Origin of the sequence: Microbacterium sp. MEC084, from assembly GCF_004514465.2 — a bacterium.
In the GTDB taxonomy this organism is placed as follows: Bacteria; Actinomycetota; Actinomycetes; order Actinomycetales; family Microbacteriaceae; genus Microbacterium.
The window spans coordinates 55,578-72,638 of sequence record NZ_MYFP02000009.1; the positions used below are offsets into that span (position 1 = coordinate 55,578).

14 protein-coding genes are annotated in these 17,061 nt (G+C 73.4%); 6 read left to right on the forward strand and 8 right to left on the reverse strand.

Annotated elements, in window-relative coordinates; all coding sequences use genetic code 11:
* A complete protein-coding gene (locus B5M43_RS09435; protein ID WP_134747273.1) occupies nucleotides 1–978 on the reverse strand; it encodes an IS481 family transposase in 978 nt (325 codons plus the stop codon).
* A 108-nt stretch (nucleotides 979–1,086) separates the two neighbouring features.
* Nucleotides 1,087–2,175: an enoyl-CoA hydratase/isomerase family protein gene (locus tag B5M43_RS09440; RefSeq protein WP_134747275.1), complete on the reverse strand. Its 1,089-nt coding sequence runs from the start codon at nucleotides 2,173–2,175 to the stop codon at nucleotides 1,087–1,089.
* A gap of 193 nt (nucleotides 2,176–2,368) precedes the next feature.
* On the opposite strand from B5M43_RS09440, the gene B5M43_RS09445 reads away from it, so the two are divergent.
* Nucleotides 2,369–4,138 carry an ABC transporter ATP-binding protein gene (locus tag B5M43_RS09445; protein ID WP_230667903.1) on the forward strand — a complete coding sequence of 590 codons (1,770 nt, stop codon included), beginning with the start codon at nucleotides 2,369–2,371 and terminating at the stop codon, nucleotides 4,136–4,138.
* A 23-nt stretch (nucleotides 4,139–4,161) separates the two neighbouring features.
* On the opposite strand, the gene B5M43_RS09450 is transcribed toward B5M43_RS09445, so the two are convergent.
* On the reverse strand, nucleotides 4,162–4,527 hold the full coding sequence (locus B5M43_RS09450) for a hypothetical protein (protein WP_134746494.1): 366 nt from the start codon (nucleotides 4,525–4,527) through the stop codon (nucleotides 4,162–4,164).
* 108 nt (nucleotides 4,528–4,635) lie between these two features.
* Here B5M43_RS09450 and cofG point away from each other — a divergent pair, with 108 nt between their 5' ends.
* Genes cofG through cofC form a run of 4 tightly spaced genes read left to right on the forward strand, consistent with a single transcriptional unit; the run spans nucleotide 4,636 to nucleotide 10,183 of the window.
* The gene (gene cofG / locus B5M43_RS09455) at nucleotides 4,636–6,996 is read left to right on the forward strand and encodes a 7,8-didemethyl-8-hydroxy-5-deazariboflavin synthase CofG (protein WP_134746492.1); all 2,361 of its coding nucleotides are present in this window, start codon (nucleotides 4,636–4,638) and stop codon (nucleotides 6,994–6,996) included.
* Nucleotides 6,993–8,528 carry an NAD(P)/FAD-dependent oxidoreductase gene (locus B5M43_RS09460; protein WP_134746491.1) on the forward strand — a complete coding sequence of 512 codons (1,536 nt, stop codon included), beginning with the start codon at nucleotides 6,993–6,995 and terminating at the stop codon, nucleotides 8,526–8,528. Before cofG ends, B5M43_RS09460 begins: the two co-directional genes overlap by 4 nt.
* Nucleotides 8,529–8,540: 12 nt before the next feature.
* The gene (gene fgd, locus B5M43_RS09465; RefSeq protein WP_134746489.1) at nucleotides 8,541–9,551 is read left to right on the forward strand and encodes a glucose-6-phosphate dehydrogenase (coenzyme-F420); all 1,011 of its coding nucleotides are present in this window, start codon (nucleotides 8,541–8,543) and stop codon (nucleotides 9,549–9,551) included.
* On the forward strand, nucleotides 9,548–10,183 hold the full coding sequence (cofC, locus tag B5M43_RS09470; RefSeq protein WP_134746487.1) for a 2-phospho-L-lactate guanylyltransferase: 636 nt from the start codon (nucleotides 9,548–9,550) through the stop codon (nucleotides 10,181–10,183). The genes fgd and cofC overlap by 4 nt, the downstream gene beginning before the upstream one ends.
* 14 nt (nucleotides 10,184–10,197) lie before the next feature.
* Here cofC and B5M43_RS09475 read toward each other — a convergent pair whose 3' ends face one another.
* Entirely contained in the window at nucleotides 10,198–13,230 is a 3,033-nt protein-coding gene (locus B5M43_RS09475) for a glycoside hydrolase family 38 C-terminal domain-containing protein (protein WP_134746485.1), read from the reverse strand.
* A gap of 72 nt (nucleotides 13,231–13,302) precedes the next feature.
* Nucleotides 13,303–13,731, reverse strand: a complete 429-nt coding sequence (locus tag B5M43_RS09480) for a hypothetical protein (protein WP_134746483.1) — start codon at nucleotides 13,729–13,731, stop codon at nucleotides 13,303–13,305.
* Nucleotides 13,732–13,828: 97 nt separating this feature from the next.
* Between B5M43_RS09480 and B5M43_RS09485 the strand changes: the two genes are divergently transcribed.
* Nucleotides 13,829–14,863, forward strand: coding sequence for a LacI family DNA-binding transcriptional regulator (locus tag B5M43_RS09485; protein ID WP_134746481.1), 1,035 nt, complete (start codon nucleotides 13,829–13,831; stop codon nucleotides 14,861–14,863).
* Nucleotides 14,864–14,867: 4 nt separating this feature from the next.
* On the opposite strand, the gene B5M43_RS09490 is transcribed toward B5M43_RS09485, so the two are convergent.
* From B5M43_RS09490 to B5M43_RS09500, 3 genes are read right to left on the reverse strand one after another with little or no spacing between them, the layout of a single operon-like run.
* Nucleotides 14,868–15,683 (reverse strand): glycoside hydrolase domain-containing protein, encoded by an 816-nt coding sequence (locus B5M43_RS09490; RefSeq protein ID WP_205829524.1) that lies wholly within the window; start codon nucleotides 15,681–15,683, stop codon nucleotides 14,868–14,870.
* Between the two features lie 9 nt (nucleotides 15,684–15,692).
* Entirely contained in the window at nucleotides 15,693–16,121 is a 429-nt protein-coding gene (locus B5M43_RS09495; protein WP_205829523.1) for a hypothetical protein, read from the reverse strand.
* Between the two features lie 32 nt (nucleotides 16,122–16,153).
* Nucleotides 16,154–17,059: an ROK family protein gene (locus tag B5M43_RS09500; RefSeq protein WP_055989180.1), complete on the reverse strand. Its 906-nt coding sequence runs from the start codon at nucleotides 17,057–17,059 to the stop codon at nucleotides 16,154–16,156.
* Between the last annotated feature and the right edge of the window lie 2 nt (nucleotides 17,060–17,061).

The following is a 17,061-nucleotide window of genomic DNA, read 5'->3' on the forward strand; positions in this document are numbered from 1 at the left end:
TCATGAGGTTGGTGACACCCGGCTGATCGGGGGTCGGCCGTCGCAGGCGGTGTGTGGTCGAGCGTAGTTGTAGTGCTCGAGCCAGGGCGCGAGCGCTTCGGCGCGGTGCTGGTTGGAGACGTAGGGGGCGCGGTAGGCCCAGTACTCCTGCATGGTGCGGTTGAAACGCTCGGCCTTGCCGTTCTGCCAGGGACAGTGCGGCCTGGTCGTGATGTGCTTCGCGTCGAGCGCGGCCAGTTGCCCTTGGAACGCGGCGGAGACGGTGTAGTTCTTCGCGTTGTCGGTCATGACCTCGCGGATGTGGATGCCGTGGCGGGCGAAGAACTCCGCCGCGGCGGCGAGGAACGCCGCGCAGGTGGTGCCCTTCTCATCGGGGAGGATCTGCGCGAACGCGAGCCGGGAGTGGTCGTCGACGGCGACGTGGACGTAGTCGAACCCGAGCTTCACCCGGCGGTCCCGGCCGTGGTTGTGATCGATGAAGTCGGGACCCTGGGAGCGCCAGCCGCCGCCTTCGGGGATGCGGCCGAGCTTCTTCACGTCGATGTGGATCAGATCTCCCGGGGCGTCGCGTTCGTAACGGACCTGGGTGCGCCGCGACGCTCGCAACGCGATCCCCGTGACCGGGTCCAGCTCATGCAACGCCGGAAGGCCCGCCCTCGCGATCAGCCGGGAGGCGGTGCGCGGGCTGACCCCGCAACGGCGGGCAACGTCGTCGCGGCCGAGCCGCTCGCGCGAGCGCAGCTCGACAACCGCGGCTGCTGTCGCCGCGGGAGTCGCCCTCGGCGACGAAGCGGGGCGAGAGGACCGGTCGGACAGCCCGGCCTCACCCACGGCGCGGTACCGGGCCAGCCAGCGGTGAGCGCACTGGCGCGAGATGCCCATCTCCTTCGCGACGTGCGCGACAGGACGGCCGGCGAGGACCCGGCGCACGAGAATCAGACGGCCCGCGACAGTGAGCCGCGCATTACGGTGGACCAAGAGAAGGCCTCCACTTCGGTGACGTTAGACACCACCAATCGTGGAGGCCTTCTCCCTACCCGAGTGTCACCAACGTGCCGACCGGGTACATCTAGGTAGGGCGATGGGTCAGTCGAACAGGGGCCGCTGCACGTGGAACGTGAACGCCGCGCCGACGACCTCGGGCGACACCTCCGCGATGGACGCCGGGTTCCACTTCGGCGAGCGGTCCTTGTCGACCAGCTGCGCCCGGATGCCCTCGGGCATGTCCGGCTGCGTCGCCATGAACCACGAGACGAGCGCGAACTCCTGCTCGAGCGCCGGGCGCAGCCCGCGGAGCGCGCGGGCGGAGCGCACCGCGCCCAGCGTCACGACGAGCGCGACGGGCGACCGCTCCGCGAGGGCCTCCAGTGCGAGCGCGGGGCTGACGGGCTCACCCTCTCCGACGCCCCGGTCGCGCAGCGACTGCAGGCGCTCGACGATCTCGGGGAGGGTGTCGGCCGCGAAGGCCTCGTCGATCCACTCCCGCGCCCGCTCGATCGGCCCGGCCTCGAGGGTCTCGTCGAACAGCAGCACCAGCTCGGTCGGCGTCGAGGGATCGGCGCGGGTCGTCAGCGCCTCATGCAGCGACGGCAGGTTCTCGGCGGGCACGAAGTGGTCCGCGAGACCCGCGTGGATCGCGTCCGCGGGCCCCATGACGGTGCTGGTCAGGGCTAGGAACTCGCCGAGGCGACCCGGCGCGCGGCCCAGCAGCCAGGATCCGCCGACGTCGGGCGTGAATCCGATCCGGGTCTCGGGCATGGCGAGCTTGGAGGTCTCGGTCACGATCCGGATGTCCGCGTGCCCGGCGATCCCGATCCCGCCGCCCATCGTGACGCCGTCCGCGAAGGCCACGACCGGCTTCGGGTACTCGTCGATCGCCGCGTTCATGGCGTACTCGTCGCGGAAGAAGCGCTCGGCCTCCGCCAGATCCCCCTGCACGATCGCCGAGTGCAGGCGCCGCACGTCTCCGCCCGCGCAGAAGCCCCGGTCCCCCGCCGCGTCGAACAGCACGACCTGCACGTCGGAGTCGTCCCGCCACGCGTCGAGGACGCCGTGGATGGCATGGATCATGCCGAGGTCGAGGGCGTTGATGGCCTCCGGGCGGTTGAGCGTGATGGTGCCGAGCCCGCCCTCGCGGTGGGCGAGGACACGGGGGTCGGAGGTCTCGAAGCTCACGCGCCCCACGTTACCCCCGGCCCGTCGGCGCGCCCGGGACCGGTGCGCCCACAAGGCCCCGGGGACCGGGTCACGACCCCCGGGATGGCGGGGATTCCGCGGCGGATCGGCGCATCCTCCTCTCCCGAATGCGGGGGATCGGCCCGATCTCCGTCAAGATAGGGGGAACCTGTTCACGCACAAGGGGGAGCGGATGACCGAAGGCAAGGTCCTGGAGTTCCGCGGGGTCACCAAGCTCTTCGGAGACATCACCGCCGTATCGGACTTCACCGCGCGCGTCGAGCCGGGAGCCGTGACCGGCTTCGTCGGCCCGAACGGCGCCGGCAAGTCGACGACGCTGCGCATCCTGCTGGGCGAGATCCGCCCGACGCAGGGCGCGGCCCTGATCGGCGGCGTGCCGTACGCGCGCCTGTCGCAGCCCCGCCGCGAGGTCGGCGCGGTGCTCGAGAACGTCCAGTACCGGCCGCGCCGCACCGCGACGCGGCACCTCCACGCCGCGGCCCGCCAGGTGGGCATCCCCGCGACCCGTGTCGCCGAGGTCCTCGACATCGTCGGCCTCACCGGTGCCGCGGACATGCGCATCGGCGGGTTCTCGTTCGGCATGCGTCAGCGACTGGGCGTCGCCGAGGCGCTGCTGGGCGACCCCGGCGTGCTGATCTTCGACGAGCCCGCCAACGGACTCGACCCCGAGGGCATCCGCTGGATCCGCCTGCTGATGCGCCGCCTGGCCGACGAGGGCCGCACGGTGCTGATGTCGTCGCACGTCCTCAGCGAGGTCGAGCAGGTCGCCGACGACATCCTGATCATCTCCCAGGGCCGCCTGCTGTTCAGCGGCGGCATCGAGAAGCTGGCCGACATCGACGCCGCCGTGACGGTGGACTCGCCCGACCGGGCCGGCCTGAGCGAGGCGCTGCGCTCGCGCGGCATCGACTTCGAGCTGAAGCGCGCCGGCTTCACCGTGCCGGCCGCGACCACGGCGCAGATCGGCGGGATCGCGGCCGAGGCGGGCATCCCGCTCTCGACGCTGCAGCTGAAGCAGCACACCCTCGAGGACGTGTACATCCGGATCATCGACGGCACCTGGACCGCGCCCGCCGAGACCACGACTCCTGCGGCAAGCGAGCCGACGGACGCCGCGGAGGCTCCGGTCGCCCCGGCGCCCGCGGCCGAGCCGCCCGCCGTCGACGAGGCGGGCGCACAGGTCGAGCCCGTGGACGAGCTGTTCGCCCCCGCCACGGCCGACTCGGAGGTCGCGGTCGACGAGCAGCCGCTCACGGACGAGGACAACGAAGCCGAGGGCGCGCCCGCCGACGCCGCTCCCGCCGCATCTGCCCTGCATGGCGACCCGCTGGCGTTCCTGCGCCTGCCGCTCCCCGAGGTCGAGAAGGACGTCGTGGCCGGCGAGGCCGAGCTGATCGCCGCCTCCCTGCCCGGCGAGCAGCCGACGCCCGGCTGGCTCCCGACGCCGTCGGAGGACGAGATCCCGCACCCCGCCGCGGAGGACGCGGACGACCCGGACCCCATCGAGACCGCCGACACGGTCATCGACCTGCCGGACGACCAGGACTTCGACAGCCTGCTGGCGCCCGGCGATGAGGCGCAGACGGCCGAGGACGAACTCTACGGCACGGGCGCCCCCGCCGAGCGCGAGGACGTGCCCGGCGACGTGTTCGACTCCTTCCTCGCGGCCTTCCGCCGCGAGGAAGACGCGGACGACCAGGACGACGCGTCGGCCGGCGCCGAGACGCAGGACGTGCTCGAGTCGATCGCCGCGACCGAGTCGGACTCCCCCGCGCCCTATGACACGCCCACCCAGGCGTACGACGTCATCGCCGCGATCCGCGCCGAGGCGGCCGAGGCCGAGGCGGCCGCCTCGGAGGGCGGCGAGGACCCGGGCGAGAGCGAGCACCACGAGCACTCGCACGAGGACCACGAGCACCCGCACCACGAGCACCACGGCTGAGCCCCGGTCGGGGCGCGCCGGGGCTACGCCTCGGCGTCGTCGTCCAGCTGAAGGGCCTGCGCGAGCTTGAGACCGTGACGGGTCGAGAGGATCAGGCGCGAGAAGCGCTCGTCGCCCTCGAGGTCGATGACCACGCCTGGACGGCCGTGGCGCACCGCCACGAAGTCCCTGCCCTGCGCCGAGCGCCACGTGCCGATCGACAGCAGCCGCGGCAGGTGGGTGCCGGGGGCGCGCACGCCGCGGATCCACGTCGTCGGCTCGTCCGTGAGCTGCAGCTTCGCGATCGACGCGCGGTCGATCCGGATGTCTTCACGCTGGGCGGCGAGCACGCGCTCCGTGCGCGTGAGCACGATCTCCAGCTGCGCCTGGTCGAGCAGCAGGGTCACCATGGCTCCATCCTGCCAGGCGCGCCGCCCGCCTCCAGGCGCCGCGCCTCACAGGATGATGACGATCGGCATCCCAGCCCCGGCCCTCGCACGCGGTGCGAGACTGAAGCGGTGACGCTGCTCGATCCCCCACCCGTCGCCGGCTCGGACGCCTCCGCACTCGCGGCCGCGCTCGGTCGCGCCGAGCACAGCGCGCGGATCGACGCCGCCGACGCCGAGGCGCTGCTCGGGGCGACGGACGAGGCTCTGGACCGCCTGCTGGCCGCCGCGGCGCGCGTGCGCGACGCCGGCCTGGAGCGGATCGGGCGGCCGGGCGTCATGACGTACTCGCGCAAGGTCTTCATCCCGCTCACCACCCTGTGCCGCGACCGCTGCCACTACTGCGTGTTCGTCGACACCCCCGGTCAGCTGCTGCGGCAGCGCAAGCCCGAGTACATGTCGCGCGAGCAGGTGCTCGCCGTCGCCCGGCAGGGGCAGGCCCTCGGCTGCAAGGAGGCGCTGCTCACGCTCGGCGACCGCCCCGAGGAGCGCTGGCCCGAGGCGCGCGCGTGGCTGGACCGGCACGGCTACGGATCCACGCTCGAGTACGTCGCCGACATGGCGCGGGCCATCACCGCCGAGACCGGCCTGCTCCCCCACCTGAACCCCGGCATCATGACGCCGGGCGAGCTGGCGATGCTGCGTCCCGTCGCGCCGTCCATGGGCGTGATGCTCGAGACGACCTCCCGCCGGCTCTACGAGGAGCCCGGGCAGGTGCACTACGGGTCGCCGGACAAGGACCCGGACGTGCGGCTGCGGCTGCTGGACGACGCCGGAGCGGCGCGCATCCCGTTCACGAGCGGGATCCTGGTCGGCATCGGCGAGACCCTGCGCGACCGCGCGGAGTCCCTCGTGGCCCTGCGGGACGCGCACGCGCGCCACGGCCATCTGCAGGAGATCATCGTGCAGAACTTCCGCGCGAAGCCCCGCACGGCCATGCAGGGTGCGCCCGACGCCGACCTGCGCGAGTACGTGGCCGCCGTGGCGGTCGCCCGGCTGGTGATGGGGCCCGGCATGCGCATCCAGGTGCCGCCGAACCTCTCCGACCCGCAGGAGCTCGACCTCCTGGTGCGCGCGGGCGCCGACGACTGGGGCGGCGTCTCGCCGCTCACGGCCGACCACGTCAACCCGGAGCGCCCCTGGCCGCATCTCGACGACCTCGCGGCCGCCACGGCGGAGTCGGGCTTCACGCTGCGCGAGCGCCTCACGGCCCACCCGCCGTATGTCGCGGACGAGTGGCTAGACCCCGCCATCCGCCCCGCCACCTACGCGCTCGCGGGCCCGGACGGCCTCGCGCGCGTGGGCGCCGACGGCGGCGTGGTCCGTCCGGAGCCGCGGGCCATGGTCGACGCGCCGGCGCGAAGCGCCGCGCGCGCGTTCGAGACCCTGCTGAACCGCGCCGCCTCCGAGCCGTCCACGCTGGACGACGCGGAATGGGAGGCGCTGCTCCGAGCCGAGGGGGCCGACGCCGACGCCCTCGCCGCGACCGCCGATGACGTGCGGCGGTACACGGTCGGCGAGGCGCTGACCATCGTGGCGAACCGCAACGTCGCCTCCACGGGCTTCCGCCGGCGCCGGACCGGCGAGCCCGACACGTACGACCTGGACGCCCTCGCCGAGATCGCGCGCGACGCCGCGGACCTGGGCCTGACCGAGATCTGCGTCCAGGGCCTCGTCGCCCCGAGCGAGGACGCCGAGTCGTATCTCGACATCGCCCGGACGATCAAGCATGCCGCTCCGGGCATGCACCTGCACGCGTACCGCCCGCAGGACGTCGCGGACCTCGCGGACCGCTCCGGACGGGGCCTCGCCGGCGCCCTCGCGGCGATGCGCGAGAGCGGCGTGGACACCGTTCCCGGAACGGGAGTCAAGGTGCTCAGCGAGCGGGTCCGCCGGCTGGTCGCGCCCGGGGACCTGGAGATCGACCGGTGGCGCGAGAACATCGTGGCGGCGCACGAGGCGGGCTTCCGCTCCACCTCGGTCCTGTTCTACGGGCACGTCGAGACCGCAGCCGAGCGCATCGCCCACCTGCGCGAGCTGGCGGACATCCAGTCGCGCACGCGCGGCTTCACCGAGTTCGTGCCGATCCCGCTCCCCGAGCCCCTGGGCGGCGGCGTGGCGCTCGTACCGGGTCGGCGCCCGCTGGACGAGCACCGCGCGATGGCGGCCGTCTCGCGCCTGCTGCTGTCGGGCGCGATCCCGCACATCCAGATCCCGTGGACGCGTCACGGCGTCCCGACGTCGATCGAGCTGCTGCGCTCGGGCGGCGACGACCTCGGCGGCACGCTGCTCGACGGGCGCGTGCTGCCCGGGGCGGGCGTGGAGCGCGGTCTCGAGCTGCCGCTCGCCGAGGCGCGCCGCATCGCCGCCGGGCTGTTCCGGCCGTTCCGGCAGCGGTCCACGACCTACGGCGACGTGGGGGCGCGGCCGTGACGGAGCGCGTCGGGACCGTCATCGTCGGCGCCGGATTCGCCGGGATCGCCGCGGCGCTCGCGCTGCGCTCCGCCGGGGTCACCGACTTCGTCATCCTCGAGCGAGCGCATGCCGTCGGCGGCACATGGCGCGACAACACGTACCCGGGCGTCGCGTGCGACGTGCCCGCGCACCTGTACGGGCTGAGCAGCCACCCCTGGCCGCACTGGTCGCGCACCTTCGCACCGGGCGGCGAGATCCGCGCCTACCTCGAGCACGTGGTCCGCGCGGAGGGCCTCGACCGCCACCTCCGCCTGGGCGCAGAGCTCACGGCCGCCCACTGGGACGGAACGGGGTGGATGGTCTCGCTCACTCGTTCGTCGAGCGAGCGAAGCGAGTCGAAACGGAGCAACCTGCCTCAGGCGGTTTCCTCCGTTTCGACTCGGTCGCAAGCTCCCTCGCTCAACGAACAGCTCTCCTGCGAGCACCTGATCCTCGCGTGCGGGCGGCTCACCGAGCCCGCGCTGCCGGACGTGCCGGGGCTCGGGTCCTTCCCCGGGCCGGCGTTCCACTCAGCGCGTTGGGACGATGCCGCGCCCATCGAGGGCGCGCGCGTCGCCGTGGTGGGCACCGGCGCGAGCGCGATCCAGCTGGTTCCCCAGCTCGCGCGCCGCGGCGCGCGGGTGACGCTGTTCCAGCGCACCCCGGCCTGGATCGTGCCCCGCGGCGACCGCCCGTACGGGGAGGACGAGCGCGACCGCTGGGCCGGCGATCCGGCGGCGCTGAGCTCGCTGCGCGCACAGCTCCACGCCGAGGGCGAGGCGCGGTTCGCCTCCCGCTCCGGAGACGCGACCGCGGCGGCGGCCGCGCGTGAGCAGGCGCTCGCCCACCTCGCGGCGCAGGTGCCGGATCCCGCGCTGCGGGCCGCTCTCACCCCGGACTACGCGTTCGGCTGCAAGCGCGTGCTGCTGAGCGACGACTTCTACCCCGCGCTCGCCTCGGGGTCCGTGACGCTCGAGCCGTCGGCGCTGACCCGCGTCGACCGCGGCACGCTCGTCGCGGCGAGCGGCGCCCGGTACGAGGCCGACGTGCTCGTGCTCGCCACGGGCTTCGAGGCGGCGCGGCAGCCGTACGCCCATCGCGTCACCGGCGAGAGCGGCCTGACGCTCGACCAGCACTGGTCGGGCGGGATGACCGCGGTGGGCTCGACCCTGGTGACCGGCTTCCCGAACCTGTTCGTGCTCAACGGCCCCAACGCGTCGCTCGGCCACAACTCCGCCGTGCTGATCATGGAGGAGCAGGCGCGCTTCGCCGCGGAGCTCATCGCCGCGGGGCGCGAGGTGCGGGTCAGCGCCGAGGCGGAGGCGGCACACACCGCCGAGATCGCCGCCCGCGCCGCCGGGACCCCGTGGCTCGACGGTGGATGCCGCAATTGGTATACGGACGCCCGATCGGGCCGCCTGACCCTGCTGTGGCCCGGCACCGTGGCCGACTTCCGCGCCCGCCTCGACCGCGTGCGCGCGGAGCTGAACGATCCCGCCCTGATCCCCTGACGAAGGAGTCTCATGACCATCCCGATGCGCTTCGGCTACAAGGCCTCGTCCGAGCAGTTCGGTCCGCGCGAGCTCCTGGACTACGCGGTTCTCGCCGAGGAGATGGGCTTCGACTCGGTGTTCCTCTCCGACCACCTGCAGCCGTGGATGCACGACGGCGGACACGCGCCCGCGGCGCTCCCGTGGCTCGGCGCGGCGGGCGAGCGCACGAGCCGCGTGCTGCTCGGCACCTCGGTCCTGACCCCGACGTTCCGTTACCACCCGGGCGTCGTCGCGCAGGCGTTCGGCACGCTCGGCGCCATGCACCCGGGCCGCATGATCCTGGGCGTCGGCACGGGCGAGGCGCTCAACGAGGTCACGCTCGGCCTCGACTGGCCCGAGTCTCCCGAGCGCTTCCAGCGCATGAAGGAGGCGATCACGCTCATCCGCCGGCTGTGGACCGAGGAGCGCGTGACGTTCGAGGGAACGTACTACTCGACCAGCAACGCCACGATCTACGACCGTCCCGAGACGCAGGTGCCGATCTACATCGGGGCGTCCGGCCCGGCCGCGACCCGCCTGGCAGGCCGCATGGCCGACGGATGGATCACCACCAGCGGCAAGGACCCGGCGCTCTACACCGACACCCTGCTGCCGGCGTTCGAGGAGGGCATCCAGAAGGGCGGGCGCGAGGGCGCCGACGTCGACACGCTCATCGAGGTGAAGGTGTCGTTCCGGCCCGACCTCGAGAAGGCGAAGGAGAACACGCGCTTCTGGGCGCCGCTCGCCCTGAAGCCCGAGGAGAAGACCGGGATCCACGACCCGATCGAGATGCAGCGCCGCGCCGAGGAGCTCCCGATCGAACGCGCGGCCTCCCGCTTCATCGTGTCGGACGACGTCGAGCAGCACATCGAGGCGATCGCGACCTACGTCGACCTCGGCTTCCGCCACCTCGTCTTCCACGACCCGGGCCACGACCAGGAGGCGTTCCTGCGCCTCTACGGCGAGCAGGTGCTCCCCCGCCTGCGCGAGAGATTCCGTTGAGGGAATGGATCGTCGTCGTCCCCGTGAAGGGGGCGACCGGCAAGTCGCGCCTGGAGCATCCGGACCGCGCCGAGCTCGCGACCGCGATCGCGCTCGACACGATCGAGGCGGCGAGCCGCGCGGAGCGCGTCGCGGAGGTCGTGGTGGTGACCTCGGATGCCCACGTGGCGGCAGAGGTCGAGGGATGGCGCGATGACGTTTCGACGGGCTTCGCTCGCTCGACGACCACAGATTCGGTGCGCGTGATCCCGGATCCCGGTGCGGGGCTGAACGCCGCCATCGCCGCCGGGATCGCGGCGGCCGACGCCACCCGTCCACGTGCGGTGCTGCTCGGCGACCTGCCGGCCCTCGATCCGCGGGATCTCGATGCGGCGCTCGACGCCGCCGCGTCGCGCCCCCTGTCGATGGTGCCCGACGTGGAGGGCAGGGGCACCACGCTCGTCACGGCCCGGCCGGGCGTGAAGCTCGAACCCGCGTTCGGCGACGGCTCCGCTGCGCGCCACCGGGTGGCCGGCTTCGCCGAGCTCCACGTGCCCGCGGCGTCGACGCTGCGTCGCGACGTCGACACCGCGGATCAGCTCCGCGCCGCCGCGGGCCTCGGCCTCGGCCCCCGCACCTCCGCCCTGCGCTGATCGCCCCGCGAGGGCTACAGCGCGACGCGCAGCGTGCGCACCTCGAACGGCGTGAGCGTGACCGCCACCTCGCGCCCGTCGACCAGCTCCACCGGCGCGAGCGACGCGTCCGCGTCCTCGATGAGCGAGACCGTCGACACCGCCGACACCTCGCGCCCGAACCGGAGCGTCGCGTTCGCGCGCCGGCCGTACGGCTCGTACACGCGCACGATCAGATCGCCCGAGCGGTCGGCCGCCAGCATGACGGCCGAGATCAGCACGCCCGCCGTCGCCGTCACGACCGGCTCGACCGCCCCGCCGCGCACCGCGCGCACCGGCAGGTTCAGCGCCAGCCCGGCCGCGGTCGCGTCCTCCACCCCGGCGCCGATCACGAACGCGTAGCGGTGCGTCTGCTCGCCCTGGTCCGTCTCGGGGTCGGGGAACCGCGGCGCGCGCAGCAGCGAGAGCCGCACGGTCGTGGTCACGCCCTGCTCGGGCGTCGAGTCGCGCGTCACGTCGTACCCGTAGGTCGAGTCGGTCGCGAGCGCGACGCCGAAGCCCGGCTCCTCCACGTGCACGAACCGGTGCATCGAGGTCTCGAACTTCGCGGCCTCCCAGCTCGTGTTCGTGTGCGTGACGCGCTTGGCGTAGCCGAACTGCGTCTCGGCGGCCGTGTGCTCCGCCTGGATCGCCAGGGGGAACGCCACCTTGAGGAACTTCTCCGTCTCGTGCCAGTCGGTCGTCTGCGCGATCTCGAGCGTGCGCGATCCGGGACGCAGCGTGAGCGTCTGGGTCAGCGCCGACTGCGAGAACCGGCGCGAGACCGTCACCGTGGCGGCGCCGTCCTGCTGCGAGAGCGAGATCGACTCCGCGTCGCGCAGGTCGTCCACGCGGTTGCGGTAGTAGCGGTCGACGTCCCACGCGTCCCACATGTTGGGGAAGTCCTGGTGCAGCTGCAGCAGGTTCGCCTCCGCGCCGGCGGGGATGGCCTCCCGACCGGTCGCGAGGTCGACGACCGAGGCGATCAGCCCCTCGCCCGTGATCACGACGCGCACCAGGTCGTTCTCCAGCACCCAGCCGCCGTCCGCCTCGGTCACCGTGACCTCGGCGGACGTCACGGCCGCCGCCGGCGCCGCCCCCAGCGCGGGGACCCCCGCCTGCGGGATCGGGGCGGGGTTGAAGACGACGGTCCCCGCACTCTCGTCGGCATCGCCGTCCCCGGCGAGCGCGGCCTGCGCCCGCTCGATGATCTCCGTCGCGGCCGCGGCCACGCGGGCGTACTGCTCCACCGCCTCGCGGTGCACCCACGCGATCGACGTGCCGGGCAGGATGTCGTGGAACTGCTGCAGCAGCACCTGCTGCCACAGCGCGTCGAGCTCGTCGTACGGGTACTCGGCGCCGGTCCAGAACGTCGCCGAGGCGGCCCACAGCTCGGCCTCGATCAGCAGGTGCTCGGTCAGCCGGTTGCCCTGCTTGGTCTTGTGCTGGCTGGTGAGCGTGGCGCGGTGCAGCTCGAGGTAGAGCTCGCCGACCCACACGGGCGGCTGCGGCAGCTGCTCCTTGGCGCGCGCGAAGAACGCGTCCGGATGCTCCCACCGCACCTTCGCCGACCCCTCGAGATCCGCGAGCCGCCGCGCCTTGCCGGTCATCTCGCGGGTCGTGCCGCCGCCGCCGTCGCCCCAGCCGACGGGCGCGATCGAGCCGTTCGCCTTGCGCGCCTCGCGGAACTGCCGCGTCGCCCGGGCCACCTCGGATCCCGACAGCTGCGAGTTATAGGTGTCCATGGACGGGAAGTGGCTGAAGATGCGCGACCCGTCGATGCCCTCCCACGCGAACGTGTGATGCGGGAACCGGTTCACCTGATTCCACGAGATCTTCTGCGTGAAGAACCACTCGAAGCCCGCGCGGCGGATCAGCTGCGGCAGGGCGGGCGAGTAGCCGAACGAGTCCGGCAGCCACACGCCCTTCGACCGAATGCCGAACTCCTGCTCGAAGAAGCGCTGGCCGTACAGGAACTGCCGCGCGATCGACTCGCCCGTCGGCATCACGGTGTCGGACTCGACCCACATGCCGCCGAGGGGCAGGAACCGCCCGTCCGCCACGGCCGCGCGCACCTTCTCGTAGACCTCGGGCCGGTGATCCTTGATCCACGCATACTGCTGCGCGCTGGACATGCCGTACAGGAAGTCATCCGTCTCGCCGATGAGGTCGGTCATCGACGATGACGTGCGCGCGACCTTGCGGATCGTCTCGCGCACGGGCCACAGCCAGGCCGAGTCGATGTGCGCGTGGCCGATCGCCGAGATCTCATGCGCGCTGGCCTCCGCGGGCGACTCGAGCGCGGATGCGAGCGCCGCGCGGGAGGCCGCAGCCGTGCCCGGGATGTCCTGCAGGTCGAGCACGTCGAGCGCGTCGTCCAGCGCCTGGAGCACCCGCATCCGGCGCGGCGACGACTCGGGCAGCTCGGCCTGCAGCTCCAGCAGCACCTCGATGTCGAGCGACAGCTCGAACACCTCGGGCTCGAACACCGCGAGGTCGAAGTGCCGCGTCGTGTAGAGCCGGCGCGGCGACGACGTGCGGATGTCGCCCTCCTGCGTCGGCAGGAAGGGGTGGTAGTCGAGCAGCACCGGGTTCGACGCGGCCTCCACCAGGAACTCGACCTGCTCCCCGCCCGCGGCGGAGTCCGCGATCCGCACCCACTGGTTGCGGGGGTTGAGCGACTTCACGGGCGTGCCGTCGGGCAGGTACACCAGTCCCTCGCACTGGAACCCCGGCATGTTGATGTCGAAGCCCAGGTCCACGACCGCCTCCACGCGGCGTCCGGCCCACTCCCCCGGCACCTCGCCGCGCACGCGGAACCACGTCGTGCCCCATGCCGCGCCCCACACGGATCCCACCTCGAAAGGCTCGTAGGCGAGCGCGAGGCCGTCGGCGGGCGCGATCGGCTCGCCGGGCAGCTCGTGGAACGAGACCGCGAGCGGCACGCGGTGCGCGTGCACGGCCGGGCGGATCCGCTCGCTCAGCACGCGGGTCGCGCGGCCGACGGTCAGCGGGATGTCGTCATGCATGGAGGAGGAGCCTTCGATCGGAACGGGACGGGGACAGCAGGGAGGGACGGAGACGGACCAGGTGCCGGTGCGTCAGACGGCGGCGACCTCGACCACGTGCCGGATGCCCCGCGCGGCGAGCAGCGCGGCATCCTGGCTCGAGGATCGCAGGACGATCCGCGGACCGCGGCCGACGCGCTCGGCGTGGCGCATCCACGCCTCGAAGAACGCGCCGCCGGGGCCGCACGCCTCGCGGTGCGGCACGGTACCCGTCGCGTCGACGTCGTCGAGCACGAGCGCCTCGGCGACCGGCTCGGGCGCCGGCGCGCCGCGCAGTTCGGCAGCGAGCTCGCCGAAGCGGCGGCCCGTGGGCTTGAGCTCGCGGTCCGACGTGAACAGGCCCAGGTCGTACTCGACCTCGGGGAAGTCCAGGAGCGAGCGCGACACGTCGTGCGAGCACCACCAGGTGATGCCCCACAGGCCGGCGACCGACGCCGCGTGCCGCAGTCGATCCTGAGACACTGAACCGGTTTAGTCAACGACTGAACCGATTGAGTTATGCTCGCCCCACGCGGGACGATCGATTCGAAGCCCGCACGCGGACTCGTGAAGGAGCGGGATGCGCACACACGCCCGGCGGGCCACGCTCGCCGACATCGCACGGACGGCCGGGGTGTCCAAGTCCGCCGTGTCGTTCGCCCTCAACGGCCGGCCCGGCGTGAGCGAGGCGCTGCGCGAGCGCATCCTGGCCATCGCCGCCGAGCTCCAGTACCGGCCGCACTCCGCCGCGCTGGCACTGGGCCGCTCGCGCGTGGACGTCATCGGGCTGGCGCTGAACCGGCCCGCGCGGGCGCTCGGCACCGAGGCCTTCTTCGCCGACCTCATCTCGGGCATCCAGGCCGGCCTCTCCCCCACGCACACCGGACTGCAGATGCAGATCGTGTCGTCGCTCGAGGAGGAGCTCGACGCGTATGCCGCGTGGCAGGGCGCGCATCGCGTCGACGGCGTGATCCTGATCGATCCGCGCGACGACGACCCGCGCATCCGCCTGCTGCTCGAGCTCGGGATGCCCGCGGTGCAGATCGGCAGCCACCCGTCCCCTGACGGCTCGATCCCCAGCGTCTGGATCGACGACGCGGAGGTGAGCCGGACGCTGTTCACGGCGCTGCACGAGCTGGGGCACCGCCGCATCGCGCACGTCGCGGGGCCCGAGGAGTTCGAGCACACCATGCTGCGCATCTCGGCGCTGCGGGAGTGCGCCGAGCGGCTTGGAGCGGAGCCCATCCGGTCCATCCCGACCGACTACTCCGCCGAGCGCGCGGAGGAGGCCACGCGCGAGCTGCTCGGATCCCCCATCCCCCCGACCGCGATCGTCTACGACAACGACGTCATGGCGGTCGCGGGTCTCGGCGCCGCGCAGGAGCTCGGCGTGCGCGTGCCGAAGGACGTGTCCATCGCCAGCTTCGACGACTCGGTCATGGCCCGCCTGGTGCGGCCATCGATCACGGCGCTCACGCGCGACACCTTCGCGCTCGGGGAGCTGGCGGCGCGCACCCTCATGGCCCAGCTGGCCTCGGACGCCCCAGTCGCCTCGGTCGCCGCGGCCGCCCCGGTGCTGTCGCTGCGCTCGAGCACCAAGCCCCCGCACGCCTGAGCCGTCACGCGAAGGCCTCGAGCTGCGCGAGCTCGAGCGGGGCCACGGCCGTGAGCCGCACCGCGGCGAGCGCGGCCCGCGACGGCGCGACGCGGAACGGGCGCGTCTGGCACGCCGCGTCGCCGTTGTCCTCGTCGCCCGGATACCCCTGCCCGAGCTCGGAGCCCACGAACAGGCGGTCGCGCGCCTCGGTCACGATGCGGTGCGCGTCGTCGTGCCGGCCGGCGAAGCAGTACATCAGGGGGATGTGATGGGCGGGCTGGTTCGACAGGCCCAGCATGCCCATGCGCACGGCGCGGGCCTCGTCCATCTCGTGGATCACGAAGCCGTACGACCCGACGAGCGACGGATCCGCCGTCTCGGGCGTCGCGAAGAACGCGTCGAGCTTCGCCGCCAGCGCGGCCTCGCCGCCGTGCAGGGCCGCGAGCCCCGCCCCGTCGTGCGGCGCCGTGAACGCCGTGCCCCACGCGTTGGTCTCGGTGTAGTCGTGCCCCCACTCGGCCGGATCGAACTCCGCCGCGGGCACGCGCCACGCGCCGTCGGCACCGCGGCCGAGGAAGAACCCCAGCTCGGGATGGAAGACCGCGCGGTACCCGAGCCCGCGCCGGGCGAGGTACTCGGCCTCGGTCTCGAGGCGCTCGCGCACCGCCGGATCCGTCTCGCGCTGCGCCAGGATGCGCGCCATCCGGGCGGCCGACGCGTCGTTGATCGCGTTGTCGAGCGTCCAGGACATGCCCTCGTGCGTGGCCGTGTCTATCCAGCCGCGGAAGATGCCCGGACGCAGCCCCTTGCGGCCGACCCGCCCGTCCGCGGCGGGCACCGTCGCGTGTCACAGCGCCGAGCGGTACGCCTCGCCGAGACGGAAGTCGACGCGGGCCTCGGCGAGCTCGGCGAACACCGTGTCGCTCGTCGTGCCCGTCATGGAGTCGACAGGCCCCGGAGCGCTCCAGCGAGCGACCCACCCCGCGTCGTGCTGGTCGACCGCTCCCCGGGCAGACGTCGATCCGTCGTCGAAGACGAGCTCGAGCGCGAACGCCGTCGCGGCGCAGCGGTCGTCGCCGTCCCCCGCGACGGGGAACCAGTCGTACACGAACTCGTCCCCCGGCCGCACGAGGCCCGTCGCGACGCCGGGCACGACCGCCCGCAGGACGCCGCCGGAGGACGCCTCGACGACCCAGGCGTCGGGAGAGGTGGAGCCGATGCCCGCGCGGGAAGCGGGCGCGACCTCGGGGCCGCCGCGCTGCGTGAGGTGTTCCACGACGGCCCGAGTCTAGGGGCCGGTTCGCGACGTCAGCGCAGGACGAGCGCGGCGGCGCCCGCGAGCGGGCCGCCGTCGCCGAGCGCGCTGCGCACGACCGCGGTCTCCTGCGCGTACGACAGCACGGCCGTGTCGCGCAGGGCCGCGGCGACCAGGTCCACGTAGTCGTCCGAGACCCGCGAGAACCCGCCGCTGATGGCGATGACGTCGAGGTCGAGCAGCGTCGCGGCGTTCGCGAGGCCCAGGCCGACGGTCTCGGCCGAGCGGACGATCGCGGCCCGGGCCGTGGCGTCGCCGGCGGCCGCGTCGCGCGCCAGGTCCTCCCCCGTCTCGCCGCTCCAGCCCTGCCGGCGCGCCCACGCGGCGCTGGCCGGCCCCGACGCGATCTCCTCGAGCGTCAGGTCGCCGATCACGGTCTGGCCCAGGTGGCCCGCGTTGCCGGACGCACCGCCGATCAGCCGCCCGTCGATCACGATCCCGCCGCCCACACCCGTGGACACCACGATCGAGAGAGACGCGCGCGATCCCGCCGCGGCGCCGATCCACGACTCCGCGAGCGCCAGGCAGCCTCCGTCGTGCCCCCGGCGGGTCGGGAAGTCGTCGCGTCCGAGCACGGCGGACGCCTCGCGCGAGGCGACGGAGATCAGGTCGTAGCCGTGCAGGTTCGGCATGTTGACGGGCCGGATCCGGCCGGTCTCGCGGTCGATCGGGCCCGCGCTGCCGATGCCCACGCCGGCGAACTCCGCCTCCGCGGGCAGGTGCGCGAGCGCGTGCGCGGTCGTCTCCGCGATGGCCGCGTCCAGATCGGCGGGGGTCGCGGCGCGGCCCGTGGGGCGACGGCTGCGGCTCGCGGCGAGCACCGTTCCGGACGCGTCGACGAGGGCCGCCTCGAGCTTGGTGCCGCCCAGGTCGAGGGCGAGCGCGATCCGATCGGTCATCG

What these genes read in the sequence shown, in the direction of transcription:
- B5M43_RS09445 (WP_230667903.1), top strand. Translation starts at nt 2,369, where the DNA reads ATGACCGAAGGCAAGGTCCTGGAGTTCCGCGGGGTCACCAAGCTCTTC.
- B5M43_RS09450 (WP_134746494.1), bottom strand. Translation starts at nt 4,527, where the DNA reads ATGGTGACCCTGCTGCTCGACCAGGCGCAGCTGGAGATCGTGCTCACG.
- fgd (WP_134746489.1), top strand. Translation starts at nt 8,541, where the DNA reads ATGACCATCCCGATGCGCTTCGGCTACAAGGCCTCGTCCGAGCAGTTC.
- B5M43_RS09475 (WP_134746485.1), bottom strand. Translation starts at nt 13,230, where the DNA reads ATGCATGACGACATCCCGCTGACCGTCGGCCGCGCGACCCGCGTGCTG.
- B5M43_RS09485 (WP_134746481.1), top strand. Translation starts at nt 13,829, where the DNA reads ATGCGCACACACGCCCGGCGGGCCACGCTCGCCGACATCGCACGGACG.
- B5M43_RS09500 (WP_055989180.1), bottom strand. Translation starts at nt 17,059, where the DNA reads ATGACCGATCGGATCGCGCTCGCCCTCGACCTGGGCGGCACCAAGCTC.